Annotated in this window: 15 protein-coding genes, 1 rRNA gene and 1 riboswitch; of the genes, 9 read left to right on the top strand and 7 right to left on the bottom strand. The window is 49.3% G+C overall.

What is annotated here, in order from left to right; genetic code table 11:
* Positions 1 to 96: 96 nt before the first annotated feature.
* From rrf to EKM84_RS08445, 3 genes are all read left to right on the top strand, one after another.
* Positions 97 to 213 (top strand): 5S ribosomal RNA (gene rrf, locus EKM84_RS08455).
* Between the two features lie 463 nt (positions 214 to 676).
* Positions 677 to 1,963 (top strand): cation:dicarboxylate symporter family transporter, encoded by a 1,287-nt coding sequence (locus EKM84_RS08450; protein WP_125765326.1) that lies wholly within the window; start codon positions 677 to 679, stop codon positions 1,961 to 1,963.
* A 744-nt stretch (positions 1,964 to 2,707) separates the two neighbouring features.
* Positions 2,708 to 2,874: riboswitch (M-box (ykoK) riboswitch) on the bottom strand.
* Between the two features lie 218 nt (positions 2,875 to 3,092).
* Positions 3,093 to 3,656, top strand: coding sequence for a peroxiredoxin (locus EKM84_RS08445; protein WP_125765325.1), 564 nt, complete (start codon positions 3,093 to 3,095; stop codon positions 3,654 to 3,656).
* 91 nt (positions 3,657 to 3,747) lie between these two features.
* Here the strand turns inward: EKM84_RS08445 and EKM84_RS08440 are convergent, their stop codons facing one another.
* Complete coding sequence (locus tag EKM84_RS08440; protein ID WP_125765324.1) at positions 3,748 to 4,095, bottom strand: hypothetical protein; 348 nt, start codon at positions 4,093 to 4,095, stop codon at positions 3,748 to 3,750.
* Positions 4,096 to 4,579: 484 nt separating this feature from the next.
* Here EKM84_RS08440 and EKM84_RS08435 point away from each other — a divergent pair, with 484 nt between their 5' ends.
* Positions 4,580 to 5,221 (top strand): SDR family oxidoreductase, encoded by a 642-nt coding sequence (locus EKM84_RS08435; RefSeq protein ID WP_125765323.1) that lies wholly within the window; start codon positions 4,580 to 4,582, stop codon positions 5,219 to 5,221.
* A 91-nt stretch (positions 5,222 to 5,312) separates the two neighbouring features.
* Positions 5,313 to 5,576: a hypothetical protein gene (locus tag EKM84_RS08430; RefSeq protein ID WP_125765322.1), complete on the top strand. Its 264-nt coding sequence runs from the start codon at positions 5,313 to 5,315 to the stop codon at positions 5,574 to 5,576.
* A gap of 103 nt (positions 5,577 to 5,679) precedes the next feature.
* Here EKM84_RS08430 and EKM84_RS08425 read toward each other — a convergent pair whose 3' ends face one another.
* Positions 5,680 to 6,120, bottom strand: a complete 441-nt coding sequence (locus tag EKM84_RS08425; RefSeq protein ID WP_125765321.1) for a hypothetical protein — start codon at positions 6,118 to 6,120, stop codon at positions 5,680 to 5,682.
* Positions 6,121 to 6,423: 303 nt separating this feature from the next.
* Here EKM84_RS08425 and EKM84_RS08420 point away from each other — a divergent pair, with 303 nt between their 5' ends.
* Entirely contained in the window at positions 6,424 to 7,008 is a 585-nt protein-coding gene (locus EKM84_RS08420) for a hypothetical protein (RefSeq protein ID WP_125765320.1), read from the top strand.
* Between the two features lie 68 nt (positions 7,009 to 7,076).
* Here the strand turns inward: EKM84_RS08420 and EKM84_RS08415 are convergent, their stop codons facing one another.
* The 4 genes from EKM84_RS08415 to zwf form a co-directional block, all read right to left on the bottom strand.
* Positions 7,077 to 7,700, bottom strand: coding sequence for a helix-turn-helix domain-containing protein (locus EKM84_RS08415; protein WP_125765319.1), 624 nt, complete (start codon positions 7,698 to 7,700; stop codon positions 7,077 to 7,079).
* A 159-nt stretch (positions 7,701 to 7,859) separates the two neighbouring features.
* A complete protein-coding gene (gndA, locus tag EKM84_RS08410; protein ID WP_125765318.1) occupies positions 7,860 to 9,302 on the bottom strand; it encodes an NADP-dependent phosphogluconate dehydrogenase in 1,443 nt (480 codons plus the stop codon).
* A gap of 321 nt (positions 9,303 to 9,623) precedes the next feature.
* Entirely contained in the window at positions 9,624 to 9,740 is a 117-nt protein-coding gene (locus tag EKM84_RS14330; protein ID WP_263853628.1) for a MarR family transcriptional regulator, read from the bottom strand.
* A gap of 117 nt (positions 9,741 to 9,857) precedes the next feature.
* Entirely contained in the window at positions 9,858 to 11,345 is a 1,488-nt protein-coding gene (gene zwf / locus EKM84_RS08400; protein ID WP_125765317.1) for a glucose-6-phosphate dehydrogenase, read from the bottom strand.
* Between the two features lie 452 nt (positions 11,346 to 11,797).
* On the opposite strand from zwf, the gene EKM84_RS08395 reads away from it, so the two are divergent.
* Positions 11,798 to 12,613, top strand: coding sequence for an aminoglycoside N(3)-acetyltransferase (locus tag EKM84_RS08395; protein ID WP_125765316.1), 816 nt, complete (start codon positions 11,798 to 11,800; stop codon positions 12,611 to 12,613).
* Positions 12,614 to 12,698: 85 nt separating this feature from the next.
* On the opposite strand, the gene EKM84_RS08390 is transcribed toward EKM84_RS08395, so the two are convergent.
* On the bottom strand, positions 12,699 to 13,541 hold the full coding sequence (locus tag EKM84_RS08390; RefSeq protein ID WP_125765315.1) for an aldo/keto reductase: 843 nt from the start codon (positions 13,539 to 13,541) through the stop codon (positions 12,699 to 12,701).
* 240 nt (positions 13,542 to 13,781) lie between these two features.
* Here EKM84_RS08390 and EKM84_RS08385 point away from each other — a divergent pair, with 240 nt between their 5' ends.
* Entirely contained in the window at positions 13,782 to 14,603 is an 822-nt protein-coding gene (locus tag EKM84_RS08385; protein ID WP_125765314.1) for an Ig-like domain-containing protein, read from the top strand.
* Between the two features lie 226 nt (positions 14,604 to 14,829).
* On the top strand, positions 14,830 to 15,180 hold the full coding sequence (locus tag EKM84_RS08380) for a hypothetical protein (protein ID WP_125765313.1): 351 nt from the start codon (positions 14,830 to 14,832) through the stop codon (positions 15,178 to 15,180).
* The last annotated feature ends 21 nt before the right edge of the window (positions 15,181 to 15,201 follow it).

Here is a 15,201-nt window from a genome sequence, read left to right as displayed (position 1 = left end):
AATCGGTCGAGGACTTAACCAAGTTGAAAAACGTGGTGTTCTCAATAGAAAATAATTTGATGATATCTAGTTTTGAGGGAATAAGTTCTCTTATAGTGTGGTGGCGATAGCCTAAAGGATACACCCGTTCCCATGCCGAACACGGAAGTTAAGCTTTAGCACGCCGATAGTAGTTGGGGGATCGCCCCCTGCGAGGATAGGACGTTGCCACGCAAACGTTAGGAACCCAGTGATGGGTTCCTTTTTTTGTGCAGAAAATCAAAAGCAGATGGGGCGCATGACCGCGGCGGTAGCGAGGTTGGCAACACCGGTCACGTCAGAAGCAGATTCCCCAGTACAATTGCATAAACGTTTTACCCATCCACTGCTAGCAGTGCAACTGATATTTTCACAAAAATCTACTGCTTAGCACAGCCAGCGGTTAGGACTAGCTACTAGAAATGGAAAATTCAGTCCCTTGCTGGTCTCAGGTGGCCGTTAAATCTGTTAGCGTCTCCGTGGTAGGCGATACACTTAAGTGGCGTTAGAGGCTAACTGAGGACGTTTTCCCACTTGAAATCGGTTGTGTGCCATCTTTGCCGGGACGGGGCATTGTGCTATCATTATGACTGTTGTGACTAATCACTACCTAAATTATCTGAAACTATCAAATTAAGAGAGAACAGGTGACAGTAGCATGCAGAAGTATCGGAAGTACCGCCTGAGTCTAGGGTGGCAAATTCTGATTGGGCTGATTCTCGGGATTATTCTTGGGGCAGTCTTTTATCAGAACAAGGTCGCTATTACGGCGATGCAAAACATTGGGAACATGTTTATCGGGTTGATTCAAATGATCGTTCTGCCAATCGTGGTTTCCTGTCTGACCGTTGGGATCGCCAACATGGGTGACATTAAGCAATTGGGGCGTATTGGTGGGAAGACTATCATTTACTTTGAAATCATGACCACGATTGCGATTGCCTTAGGGTTACTGGTTGGGAACATCTTCAAACCCGGGGATTTCATTGATATTCACCAATTACATAGTACCGACATCAGTCAGTACGTTTCCTCTGCCAAATCGGCTGGAAATTCTGGTATTTGGGCAACCTTGATGGGCATCATTCCAACCAACATTTTCAAGTCGCTGTCTGAGGGGGACATGATGCCAGTCATCTTCTTCTCCGTCTTCTTCGGACTGGGAACGGCCGCCATTGGTAAGCAGGGGCAGGTCATTATTGATGCCTTAGACGCCGTCTCGCAAGTGATGTTCCGCGTAACGAACTGGGTCATGCATACGGCACCCATTGGGGTCTGTGCGCTGATTGGGGTCACCATCGCGCAAATGGGACTGTCGGCGCTAGCACCGCTGGGGTATTTCATCGTCTTAGCCTACGCAACCATGGCCGTCTTCATTCTCGTCTTCATGGGCTTGGCGGCCCGGTTGTTCGGGTTCCGGTTGTGGGATTTGCTGTACGTAATCAAGGATGAGGCCGTTTTAGCCTTCTCAACGGCGAGTTCTGAAGCAACCTTACCCCGGTTGATCGATAAAATGGACAAGTTCGGGGTTAGCCAAGGTATCGTGTCCTTTGTAATTCCCACCGGCTATACCTTTAACTTGGATGGATCCGCTATTTACCAGTCATTGGCCGCGCTCTTCCTGGCACAGGCGTACCATATTCACCTGAGTCTGGGACAGCAGATTACCTTGCTGGTGGTCTTGATGATTACCAGTAAAGGGATGGCTGGGGTGCCTGGCGCATCCTTTGTGGTCTTGCTGGCGACGGTTTCGACGATTGGGGTGCCTATGAGTGGGTTAACCTTTATTGCTGGGATCGACCGGTTAGTTGATATGGGACGGACCGCCGTTAACGTGGTGGGGAACTCCCTAGCGACCGTGATCATTGGGAAATCGGAACATGAATTTAGTGAAGAGAAGAGTCAGGCTTATCTGGACCATCTTCATTCGGCAAAAGCAAAATAATAAAAAAGCAGCGAACCAATCCGTTTTTCGGAATTGGTTCGCTGCTTTTTAATGAAGCGTGTTTGGTAATACCAGCTCATCAACGTCATGGCGGTGGGACCTTGCGGGGTGATTCCCATCAGCCCATGGGGCCCATCAAATGGCGTTGATAACCAGTTTATGATTGGTTTGGTATTGATTAGTCGTATCGACCGTTAGAGATTAAAAACCGACCTAGTTGAAACGGCGTCAGTTACGAAATGTTTTCCTCTCCACTGGGTTCCCCCAACGGTGAAGCATCGCTACGTAGTGTAACGCTATGCGACTAGCACGTCAATGCATTATGGTGACATAGTTGCCGAGAAAGACTGGTAACTCTAGCTTGCGTTATCCATTAAGTGGGTGGAACCCGGCTGGCACACGAACGAGTTCGGGAAGTTCAGACGAGTTACGGTCGGTTGCAACACCGACAGCGTCTGAAATAAAGTGGCCAGTCGTTTCCGTTTAAAGTCTACTAGTCGAACCTCCGCATCAAGCTACGGGGTCCGGGATAGGGAAAGCTAGAGGTTTGTCCTCCTCAAAGCGTCAACCAAGAGGCTTGAACAGACTGTAACTTTCCCACCGGCGAGTAATAACACGCTCCGGGATCATCTAAAAGTTGCGTTGTCATGTTCAATCACCTCCTGTAGTAAGTCGACAGTGACAACTGCGACAAATTAAAAGCGCTTAGCCACGACTAGCTAAGCGCACAATAAAAACATGTGTGATTTTGGCTAGTCGTTGAGTTTTAGCACTATACGGCGTAGTTAATTTCATAACAGCTACATTAGATCAGGCCTTGAATTGACCTGAACAGCTGACTCATTGGCGTTTCTCGACGTTTCTGAGCAGTAGCATTTTCCGTATAGGAGCCTCACCTAACAGCTTCTAATTTATCTATGTACTTAGTATATCTGCTTTTGGCGCACAATGCAAGAAAAAAGCGTAAACTCTAGCGAATAATAATTATAATAACAAACTATTAAAACCTTTATAGAACGCGGACATCTGGTATTTTTCTAGTTTAGAATGATTCTTGATTTCGTGGAGGAAACCGCGTATGCTAGGGGTGTGTTAGAAGTTATCAATTGAATGAGGGGAGTTTTACATCATGAATTATATTGGTTCTGCGTTACCCGATTTTCAAGTCAATGCTTATCAAGACGGCGAGGTTCAGTCTTTAACGCCCACCGACTTACTGGGCCACTGGTCCGTATTGTTCTTCTATCCAGCCGACTTTTCTTTCGTTTGTCCCACGGAACTCGGCGACCTGGCAGCGCACTACGCGGCGTTTCAGAAACAGAATGCGGAAATCTATAGTATTTCTGAGGACACCGAGTTCGTGCATCAAGCTTGGCACGAGCAGAGCGATGAGGTTGGTCACGTGGCTTACCCGATGATTGCCGATCCAGCTGGCGTGCTCGCGCGGCACTATGACGTACTGGACGAAGAGGCGGGGCAAGCCTACCGGGGTGTCTTTATTCTGGACCCTGCCGGCAAGGTGCGTTCCTACACCATCAACGATATGGGTATCGGCCGCAATGCCGAAGAGATTCTGCGGACGTTGACCGCAGCGCAGTTCGTTGCAGAGCACGGCGACCGCGTTTGCCCAGCCAACTGGCATCCAGGTGAAGAAACATTGAAGCCGGGGACAGACCTGGTTGGTAAAATTTAATCTTTAAATCAGTAAAGGCGCGTCCAAAATAATCCGGACGCGCCTTTTTAGTGCGCAAAAAAAGGCAGCTGCCTGCCCCTCATTGCCTGCTTTATTTACCTTCGGCGATGCCAGCGTACTGTTGTGCGTACCAGCCGTCCCAAGTTAAATCTTTGAGCGCACCACTTGCCGTGTAAGGCAGGTTGACCGTCTTCAAAATGGCTAAGAATAGGTCGCGCTTGTTAGCCAGAACCCCAGCGGCCAGTTGGTCGGGGCTGAAGTTCAGGTTGCTGTAGATGTACATGTTGATATCGTTCATGGCGTAATCAACCTTGAACGAAGCCAAGATTTCCAAATCGTTGGTCCGGTAGTGCCGTAAATAAAAGTGGACAAAATCAGTTAGAGCAGTGTTTTGGGCGTTTTCGTCCAAGTCAGTGATGGTCAAATCTGGATTTTGCAAAATTTGAGACCTCCTCAAAATGTGTGTGTCAAAGCGAGTATCGGTCAAAGTCGGTCGGTGCCCTTCCTTCATTATAGCATGGGGGCTAGTGGGGTAAAGCAGACTGGTCAAAAAATTTCAGTTGTCAATGACTTCTATAGTGTTGGATTGTGTGTTAAGCAAGTAGGTCTTGGCTCTACAGACGTCGTAATTAAGTAGACAATACTTTGGACTGAAAGGATGGGTTAGCCGGTATAAGCCGGAGGGATGGTGAAAATGAGCCCAGCCGTGGGAGTTCCCTTAGTGGCTTTGCCACTTAGGGAACTGATATCTTTGAGACGCGCTTTTTGCGGCTCAAAGTAAGCCCCGGAGACCGTTCCTTGGCTCCGGGTGTGCGCCCACAGCGTCCCGGTCTTATTTTCACCATTCCGGAGACGCTGACGAGGACCGGTTAACGCGTAGTGTATAATGATTAAGGAAAGTTTGGAAGGGAGCTTGAGAACTGATGCGGGTAATGATCGTTGGGGCAAACGGCCACGTGGGTCGGCTATTAGTGGCGCAGCTGTTGGCCAAGGGGGATGAACCGATTGCCGGGTTGCGGCCGGATGAAGATGGTGAGGACTGGGAAGACCAGGGTATCGCTGTGCGCCGGCTAGACCTCCTAGAGAAGCCTGAGCGGATTGCTAGCACGTTCATGGATGCCGAGGCTATCATCTTTGCTGCGGGCTCTGGTGGGCGTACCAGGGACGATATGACGCTACTGATTGACCTGGATGGCGCCGTGAAGACCATGCAGGCCGCTGAAATTGCTGGCGTCCACCGCTTCTTGATGATCAGCATGTTATTTGCCGAGGACCGCAACCGCTGGGCCGATCCGTTGAAACCGCTGTACGTGGCGAAATTTTATGCAGACAACTGGCTGGTCCACCAAACGCACCTGGATTACACCATTGTGCAGCCGGGCGCGCTGTCCTTTCATCCCGGGACTGGCAAGGTTAAGAGTGACCCGTTGGCAGTTGGCAGTGTGCCTCGAGAAGACGTCGCCGCCTTCTTAGTGGCGGCGCTGCATGCCCCCCAGACAATCGGCAAAACCGTGCCGTTGTTGCAGGGTGACCAATCAATTGATCAGGTGATTGACCAGTTGTGAGCATAATGGTCGCGTTCGTTAGTGATTCTTGTTAAAATAAAGACAGAAATAGAGAGTATCCGACTGAACATTTGCTAAGGAGGGGACGGTTATGACTGAGAACTTAGTGTTAGACGCGCCAGAAGCTCTGGAGTTAGCGCACCACCTTGATGAATGGGCGAAATGGCGGCAGACAAAGGACCGGACCACGGCCGATATGGACTGGGACCGGTTCATTGCCAAGAGTCGCGAAAAAGCGCAATGGCAGGCAGGCCTCGCCACTGAAATTGACCACTGGGAAAACCTCCACGCGATTCAAATGGCACTTGAAGATCGTTTAGCGGGGACCACAGCTGGTGGCCACACGCGTCAATAGAGAAATTTAAAAACCGTCTGGGGAATTGCTCCTCAGGCGGTTTTTGTACATGAAAATGAACCTGAAAACTGCCACCTGGGCATCGACCTAGGTGGCAGTTTTTTTAGCTGAAGGCGTGCCACAGTACGTAGGCTAGCAGAATCAGTGGGGCGAAGGTAAACTTACCCAAATTACCTAATAACCTTGGCAGCCAGTGTTCGTGCTGGACCGTGTAATCGCGTAAAGGCATTAGGGGCAGACCGGCCGCGTAAATACTAGCCCGCGGCGTTGGCGCCTGGGTCATCGGGTGGGGATGACGGGGCCAGCTAGCGCGGAGATGTGACAGTAGGACGACTGCCAGTGGGAAGGTGGCGTAACAGAGGGTGAGGTACCACGAGGTCAGGTTCCAAGTAAAGTTGAACTTGCTTAAGGTAAACTGGCAGTTTAGTAAGATGAGAATGAGCCAGATAGGCAGGGCCTGCAGGTACAGAATGAAGTAGCGACGAGGGGATGCTATTAAGGAAATAGATCCAGATTTTGGGGACAAGTGCGCGAGGGCTTTCATGATAATCACTCCTAACTTGGTTTAGTCTCAGTATAGGTGGCCATAACCGGGCGGATGACAAAAATAAATCGGTTAGGGTCATGACAGTAAAAACAGTGGGCTAAGGATTAATAGTCATGGTAGTGTTCGGGCACAGCCATTTTAATGATGGGGGACTGGGTGACTAAAACCATTCACCTAGTCATAGTTCCGAAGATAAGGGCGCTTGTGGAACCGTCGTCATAACCATTCTTTTGCAGTTCTTGATTGACAATTCAAGGTGTGTCAGCGATACTTTAGAAAATAGTATCGGGGGCGAAGCGGATGGCGAACGGTCGAGCAAAGCAAGTGATGGGAATTATTTTAGGTTTAATGTTGGCGACAATTTGGGTGCAATTGTTCACGACGCCGGTTCATGCGGCGCACCGGCAACTAGCTAGCACGCCCAAGGTCTTACGTGGTTACTGGTATACCTATGGCACCAAAACGACCCATCGCCATGCCAGTGACCTGGTTTACTTGCACGTGACTGCCAACCATATTGACGGCAGTGTGATTTCTCGCAAGACCATGAAATTAGGCTTGCAAATGTTCAGCGGGGCGAATCTGAATCCGGGGAATCCAATTGCTACAAAGTTACGTGCTAATAAGACCAATACGCTGTACCAAATCAACCGCAACCATTGGCAGTTACATGCGCTACTGTCGACGGCAGATGGCAAACTGTATGCCACCGGTCGATATGCGTTGAAGGGCCAGAAAACGCTGTTCTTCCAAGGGCTAGGCAGTACCAAGGGATTCAATGATCACCCCCTGGCGGTCCACGAACGCTTGCACGGAAAGTACCCCGTTATTAAGTATACGAAAATCAGTCGGCAGTATCTGCAATCGATTGGCATCTTTGATTAAGTCTGGTTCTAGAGGAGGCCAACAAAAAACGGTCAGGACAATGTTAGCCCTGGCCGTCTGTAAGTAGATTAAGATAATTGATCAAGCTGATTGGCGCCGGCACGCTTATGCCAGAAGGAAATTTCGGCAGAAATCAGGATAATCGCCGTAATGGTTGCGAGGAAAGTGAAGTCGCTGGCGAGCGAGACGTTGCCGGTGAACTTTAGAATCAGTGCGGCAACGGCGCTACCAAGGGCGACCAGCAAGATCCATGGGCGTCGTTTCGTCCACGCAACATACGGGTTAACATTATCCAAACTATTGGCGAAGACCGTTAACTGGTTTAACGCCAAGATATTGATCATGCCCATTAGGTAGAACAAATCCTGGCTAATAAAGGTCTGGTGCGAAAAACTCAGACCAATTAAAAAGAGAATATCAACGATGGTGAGTGTTTTAATGACAGGTTTAATCGATTTGAGAACGACAGGTTTCCGTAGTGTATCGGTCAGCCCGGTATCGTTCTTGAGCAGTGTATCTAAGGAAATCTGAAAATAATCGCTTAGTTGAATCAAACTATCGATATCTGGATAGCTCTTGCCGCGTTCCCAACTGGAAATGGTTTGTCGTGTGACGTGTAGATTCTTCGCGACAGTTTCCTGTGTTAAATCTTGATGTTGCCGTGTGCGTTTAATTCTTTCCCCGAATTCCATGGTGGTGCCTCCTCTAACTGATGTGTCTAGTATAGGCATAGGTGGGGAGAAGTGTCTAGCAAAGGTTCTCTGCAACGTTGATATGACGCCGTTTCTGGTCAAATCAAAAACTCACGGTCAAAACGACCGTGAGTTTTCTAAATCACTTTAAAATTAAGTTTATTGTTCTTCGTACCAACTGTAATGGAAGTTCCCATCGCGGTCGTTCCGTTCGTAGGTGTGGGCACCGAAGTAGTCCCGTTGTGCTTGTAACAAGTTAGCAGGCAGAACTTCTGCACGGAAGCTATCGTAGTAGGTGATAGCAGCGGACAGACTTGGAACGGGGATGCCGGCTTGAACGGCCATGGCAACCACGTCACGGATGGATTGTTGATACTTGCCGGCGATATCCTTGAAGTAGCTATCGAACAGCAGGTTAGTCAGCTTAGGATCCTTGTCGAAGGCGTCGGTGATGTTTTGCAGGAATTGGGCCCGGATAATGCAACCGCCACGCCAAATCTGTGCTAATTCACCAAACTTCAGGTCCCAATCGTTAGCTTCGGAAGCGAACCGCAGTTGTTCAAAGCCTTGGGCGTAACTCATCAGCTTACCAAAGAAGAGGGCTTGACGAACTTCCTCAACGAACTTGTCCTTGTCAGCAATTTCGGCCTTGCCTTGCTTAGCTGCAGCTGGCAATTCCTTAGAAGCCTTGACCCGTTCGTCCTTCAACATTGAAATGTAACGGGCATAAACGGCTTCCGTAATCACGGATTGTGGGACTTGAACATCGAGGGCATCTTCGGAACTCCACTTACCAGTCCCTTTGTTGTTCCCACGGTCCTTGATGGCGTCAACGATTGGCAAGTTCTTGTCGTCGCCTAAGTCATCCTTACGGGAAAGGATGTCAGCAGTGATTTCGACCAAGTAGCTATCGAGTTCACCCTTGTTCCATTCCTTAAAGATGTCAGCCATGTCGTCAACGGAGATTCCGGCAACGTTACGCATGATGTTGTAGCTTTCATCGATCAGCTCTTCATCACCGTATTCGATACCATTGTGGACCATCTTAACGTAGTGGCCGGCACCATTAGGCCCAATGTAAGTGACACAAGGCTTGCCGTCTTGAGGCGCCTTAGCCGCAATTTTAGTTAAGATAGGTTCAACAAGATCATAAGCTTCCTTTTGGCCACCGGGCATCAGTGAAGGTCCTTGTAAGGCCCCTAATTCACCACCGGAAACACCCATACCAATGAAGTTGATGCCGGACTTGTCCAGCTCAGCGTTCCGTGCCATGGTGTCATGGAAGTTCGTGTTCCCACCATCAATCAGCACGTCACCCTTATCAAGCAATGGTAACAGTTCGTGAATAACGGCGTCAGTTGGCTTTCCAGCCTTAACCATCAAGAGAATCCGCCGTGGCGTTTCCAAAGATTTAACAAAGTCTTCAACCGTGTAACTTGGAACCAGTTTCTTTTCGCTGTGGTCCTTCATGACTTGTTCAGTCTTGTTTGCGGAACGGTTAAAGATTCCGACCGTGTACCCGCGACTTTCGATGTTCAGGGCTAAGTTCTTGCCCATGACTGCCATACCAACAACACCAATATTTGCTTTTTGATCTGCCATTAGTAACCTTCCTTTTTGTCTCAAAATTAGTAACGACTTTCCACCAGCTAGTGTAGCATTGAACAATTTGAAAGGAAACTGATTTGACTGGAAATGGGTGAAAAAATCGCTCAGGTTTCAAAACGGTCACGTAAAATGGTAACGGCACGCGGTTTAAGACCGCTTTTCTTGGAAATCACGCATGGTTCGTCGCAACCTTGGCCAGCAATTCTTCGATCAGGGCGGCCTCACCGGTAGATAAACCAGCGGTTCCGATGGCCAGGACGTGTTACTCATAGGCTTCAAGCGCGGGCGCCATTGCCATGCCCTTAGTCGTTGCGACTAGGGGCGGCGTTTCTTATTGGTGTCGTCGGTCTCACGACTGACGTAGCCACTCGTGATAAGTTTGCGCACGGTTCGTAGGCAAGTGGAGGGGTCAACGTGAAGCTGACTAGCCAATTCAGTCTGGGTGATTCCGGGTTGTTCCGTGATCCGTAGAAGATAATGAATTGGTCACAGCAAAAAAAGCGCTGATTACCAGTTTCCTGGCAGTCGGCGCTTTTGCTTAATTATAAATTAGTTGTTTAAACGGTAGACCCATTCACGGTGGTCGCGTTGAATTAATTCTTCAGCAGCGGCTGGTCCCATTGAATGTGGCGTGTAGTTAGGGAAGTTAGGTGCTTGTAAGTCCCAAACACGACGGATTTGATCCACGAACTTCCAAGCGTAGGAAACTTCTGGCCAACTTGAGAAGTTAGTCCCGTCACCCTTCAAGACGTCGTGTAACAGACGTTCGTAAGGTTCTGGCGTTTCCTTAGACTTTTCAGCGTCAACCAAGTAGTCCAACTTGATTGGTTCCGTTGAGAAGCCAGCGTCGTTGGTCTTGGCGTTCAATTGCAGAGAGAACCCTGCGTGTGGTTCAACGAAGATCGTCAAAACGTTGGCAGCCAATGGCGTGTTTTGAGATTGTGGGAAGGCAAAGATATCAACCAGTGGACGCTTGAAGACCACGTCAACTCGGGTGAACTTGTCAGCTAACATTTTACCAGTCCGCACGTAGAATGGGGTACCGGACCAACGGTAGTTGTCAAACAACAGCTTGCCGGCAACGAAGGTTTCAGTCGTGGAATCAGCTGGAACATTGTCTTCATGACGGTAGTCTGGTTGGTTGTCAACGGAGCCATATTGGCCACGGACAAAGTTGGTTGCGGCGTCAGCGACGTTGTACACGCGCAGGCTCCGTAAAGCTTTGACCTTTTCAGCCCGGATATCAACATCGGTGAAGGCAACAGGTTGTTCCATGGCTAACAGGGAAACGATTTGCATGATATGGTTTTGGACCATGTCACGTAAAGCCCCACTGTTATCGTAGTAAGAAGCCCGTTCTTCAACACCCAACTTTTCAGAAAGGGTCACTTGGATGTTGTCAATGTACCGGTTGTTCCACAGGGATTCAACCAGCGTGTTCCCAAAACGCAAAGCTTCAATGTTTTGGATCATTTCCTTACCTAAGTAGTGGTCGATCCGGAAGATTTGTTCTTCCTTGAAGGAGTTACTTAAGGCATCGTTTAATTGCTTAGCGGAGTCAAAGTCGCGGCCAAATGGCTTTTCAATAACCAAACGGTTGAAGGCGTCTTTGTTGGTGGACATCAAGCCTTGTGCCTTTAAGTCTTTGGCAATCGTGCCGAAGAATTGTGGGGCCATGGACAGGTAGAAGATCCGGTTACCTTGTAACTTGTACTTCTTGTCCAGCTTTTCAGCAGCGTCCTTCAAGACGGAGTAGTGCGCCGTGTCGGTGACGTCGTGAGCTTGGTAGTAGAAATGAGAAATAAAGTCGCTGGCTTCTTTTGAGTCGGCGCGGTTACCGCTGTCAGCTAAAGACTTCTTAACTGCGGCACGGAATTTGTCATCGTCAAGCGTTTGACGGGAAGTCCCGAGAACGGCGAAGTGTGTCCGTAAACTACCTTTTTGATAAAGGTTAAACAGACTAGGGTAAAGTTTCCGGTAAGCTAAGTCACCGGTAGCCCCGAAGAACATGAATAAAGATGTACGTTCAGTTGCCACGAGATTGTCACTCCTTAAGTGTAAGTTCGTTATATGAGTCGTATCTACAATAAATATGAGAAACAGTTAGCAATGCTGTCGGCTATCCGTGAGCGGTGAGCAATGCCGCCCCGGGTCCGCAATGATCTAAACGATGTCTAGATCACTTCAAAAATGTATTATACGCTTCTTTTCCATGAAACGCGACCTTTTTAAAGCAAGAATTTAAAATTTGGACAACCGGTTGCAATTGCGTAGAATCAACGTTTTCATCAATTTGACGTTTTCATGAAAACGATAATATTTACGATAAATTAGCATGGAAGCGACTTTCGCTTAGCTCTTTTGTGAAATCGCTGCCACTTGTAGTCTATCAGAAACGGGGTCGATAGTAACGTGAGACGACGCGAATTTGTGAAAAATTTTGGGGCAAAATCATGGTACACTGAATCCATTAGAAAAGAGGGATTGCCATGAGTTGGAATCAACGAGAAATCCAGACGGTAACCACGGCGGACGACCTGCGCCAGTTGTTTAAGAAGCTGGGGCTCGAGTCCACGGACACCTGTCTGGTGCACACGGCGCTCAGTGCCTTTGGGTTTATTCCAGGTGGGGAGCAGACATTGGTGGCTACGCTAAAGGAAACCTTGCGGGACGGCAATATTGCGATGCCCGCGCAGTCAGCAGACTGGTCTGATCCGGTCGATTGGGAAAATCCGCCCGTCCGTGCCGACCTGCAGGCCAAGGTCATTGCCGGTATGCCAGCCTTTGACCGGGAACAAACGCCCTGCCACATGATTGGCCTAACGCCGGAATACTTTCGGACATTACCGGACACCCAGCGGAGCAATCACCCGACATGCTCGATGACCGCCTGGGGGCGTGATGCCAAGAAAATCTGTGAGACGCCGACCCTGGACGTGCCATTTGGTGAACTGGGGCCCCTCCAGAAACTCTATGACCTGGACGCCAAGGTCGTGTGCCTGGGGACGCCATTTGAGAATGCCACGGCGATTCACCTGGCGGATTCCACGATTGGCCGGCCAACCCACCTGGAGCGGGCGCCCATCAACGTTGACGGCAAGCCGCAGTGGGTCTCCTTTGCCATGGCACCGCTGGAACCCTACGATGATTTCAACGAGATGGGCGCCGCATTCATGGCCGCACAGCCAGATGCCGTCCACGAAGAACCCATTGGTGACGGGCACTTGGCCCGGGCCATGTCGATGCGGGCGCTGGTCGATTTTGCGCGGACGTATTACCGGGCGAAAGATTTAGCCGCTAAATAGGTAGGGATTATAGAAATGAAGACAGGCACCGCTAACGCTATCTCGAGGATAGTTCTAGCGGTGCCTGTCTTTTTGAAGTTTACAATTAGTTAGCCAGTGCCTTCAAAGCGTCAAAGTCTGCTTGACTCAGGTCAATATCTTGGCCGTGAATGTTTTGTAGTTCGTGTTCACTGGACTTAGTTCCAGGAATAGGTAAGATAACGTCTGAGCGTTTCAGCAACCAAGCTAAGGCAATCTGAGCGGGAGAGGCGTCGTACTTCTGGGCGATGTCAGTCAGCGTGGGGTTGTCGATGAGTTGACCAGTCGCTAACGGAAACCACGGGATGAAAGCAATGTGGTGGGCGTCCGCGTAGTTCAGCACGTCTTCATCCTGGCGGTTACTGAGGTTGTACATGTTTTGAACGGAAGCGATTGGCGCAATCTTTTCGGCTTCCTTGAGTTGGTCGACGGAGACCTGACTCAAGCCGATGTGTTTGATCTTCCCTTCGTCCTGTAGGGCCTTCAGCTCCCCAATTTGGTCGGCCAATGGCACGTTGGGGTCGATGCGGTGTAATTGGAGTAAATCAAGATGGTCGAGGCCTAGGGTAAACAGGTTCAGTTCGACCTGCTGACGTAGGTAGGCTGGCACGCCGATTGGGGTCCACAGGTTCGGACCTTGCCGCGTTTGGCCAACTTTGGTGGCAACCATCACGTGGCTGTCGGGCCGGTTTTGCAGGGCCTGGCGTAGGTACAAGTTGGCGTAGAAGGGACCGTAAGCATCGGCGGTATCGATGAAGTTCACGCCATGATCAATGGCCGTTTCAATGACCTTGACCGCGTTATCGGGATCCGCCACGGGGCCCCAGACGCCGTCGCCGGTCAGCTGCATGGTGCCGTAGCCTAAGCGATTAACGGTTAACTCGTCGTCAAATTTAAAAGTTTTTTTCATTAGAGTTCCACCTCAATAGTCAGAATATGGTTATGCACAATAAGTTAGTCCTTTAACAACGTAATCGCAAACATTTCGCCTCGGGAAAATGGTGAATCAAGTTAATTTTAAGGGACGTTAAAAAAGTCTAAACTCCTGTTCGATTTTAGACCTTTTTACCATAAAATCTGTTATACTACTAGTCGGTTAAAAAATTAAGTACCGGCGCGAGAATGCCGGTAGAATAGGGGTCAGGATATAATGAAAAAATTTATGGTTGCTATGACCGGACTGGTTACCTTAGCTACTCTGGGAGCCGTTGCACCCGCTGCCGCTGTGACACCAACGACTGCTCACGCCGCAACGACGCATGTTGGTCCTAGCTTGAGCGTTAACGCTGTTTACACGTCATCCGCTAAAGTTTCGGGGACTGCTACGAAGGGTTCTAAGGTTACCGTTAAGGCGACCAAGAACGCTAAGAAGAACTTGGCTAGTGGGACTGCTTCTAAGACGACTGGTAAGTACAGCATCAAGCTGTCCAAGAAGTTGAAGAAGAACGCGAACGTTTACGTTTACGCCACGAACCCTAAGACCAAGACTTCTTTCTACCGGATCATCCGCGTCCAAGCCGCTGCGACTAAGGCTGCAACGACCACGAAGACGACTTCTACTAAGAAGACCACGTCAACCAAAAAGACGACCACGGCCAAGAAGACCACGACGACTTCTACCAAGAAGGTTGCCAACTACGGTGTGAAGACGCCTACTGGTACTTGGAAGTCCAACACGGCTAACAAGTATTCTCAAAAGATCGTCTTCAGCCAAAAGACTGGTTTTAACCAAACTCTTTACAAGAACGGTAAGAAGGTTAAGACCTTAGTTTCTTACGCTAAGTACAGCGTAGATGCTAAGACCCCAACGTTCTGGAAGATCAACTACACCCCTAAGGGTTCCAAGACGGCGCAAACGCTCTACCTGCGTTTCACTTCTGCCAAGAGCTTTAAGCTGGTTAACAGCAAGAACCAAGTCGTTGCCGTTAAGGCCGGCGTTGCCCCAGCTGCTAAGTGGACTTTCACGAAGTAATTAATGACTAAATAAATGGACGACCTCATCAATGTGATGGGGTCGTCTTTTGTTGGGTCTAATGATGACTGGTGAAAATAGTTGATTACAGTTCCCGGCGCTGACTTGTTTAACCGGCCCTAAACGACTAGAATACTTAATGATACAGAGAATTCACAAAGTGTCTGAATCCGGTGCCACTGGGGAGTGAACCACGGATTCAGTCGTTCAAAGGGGGAACGGTGACGTGCAACATAGACTGAAAATAAGTTTGATTGGTCTCGGCGTTGTGGGCATCGGGATTGCAATATACCTGGCGTGGGGCGACATGGTCAACACGATGGCGCTAACGTACGGGGATGCGGCCACAAATGAGCTTGTACTCTGGGAACTAACCGCCGCAGCAACCATTATCTTTGCGCTTAGCCTGTTCTGGCTCCGCTTTCGAGGTATCACCTGTCTGAGTGGCCTGCTGGGCTTCATCAGCATGGGAGGTTATGCCTTGCTGGTCGGAACGGGATTCAGTCCCTTGATTGGCGGCTACCTGCTCTATTTGGGTGTCGGCTGTGGGCTGAAGTGCTACGCCAATAAGGTTTAAACTGAATATGAAATTATTTAT

It is taken from the genome of Levilactobacillus mulengensis, from assembly GCF_003946045.1.
GTDB classification, from domain to species: Bacteria; Bacillota; Bacilli; order Lactobacillales; family Lactobacillaceae; genus Levilactobacillus; species Levilactobacillus mulengensis.
The sequence above is the reverse complement of the archived record's forward strand: the minus strand, read 5'-3'. Positions and strand labels throughout refer to the sequence as shown.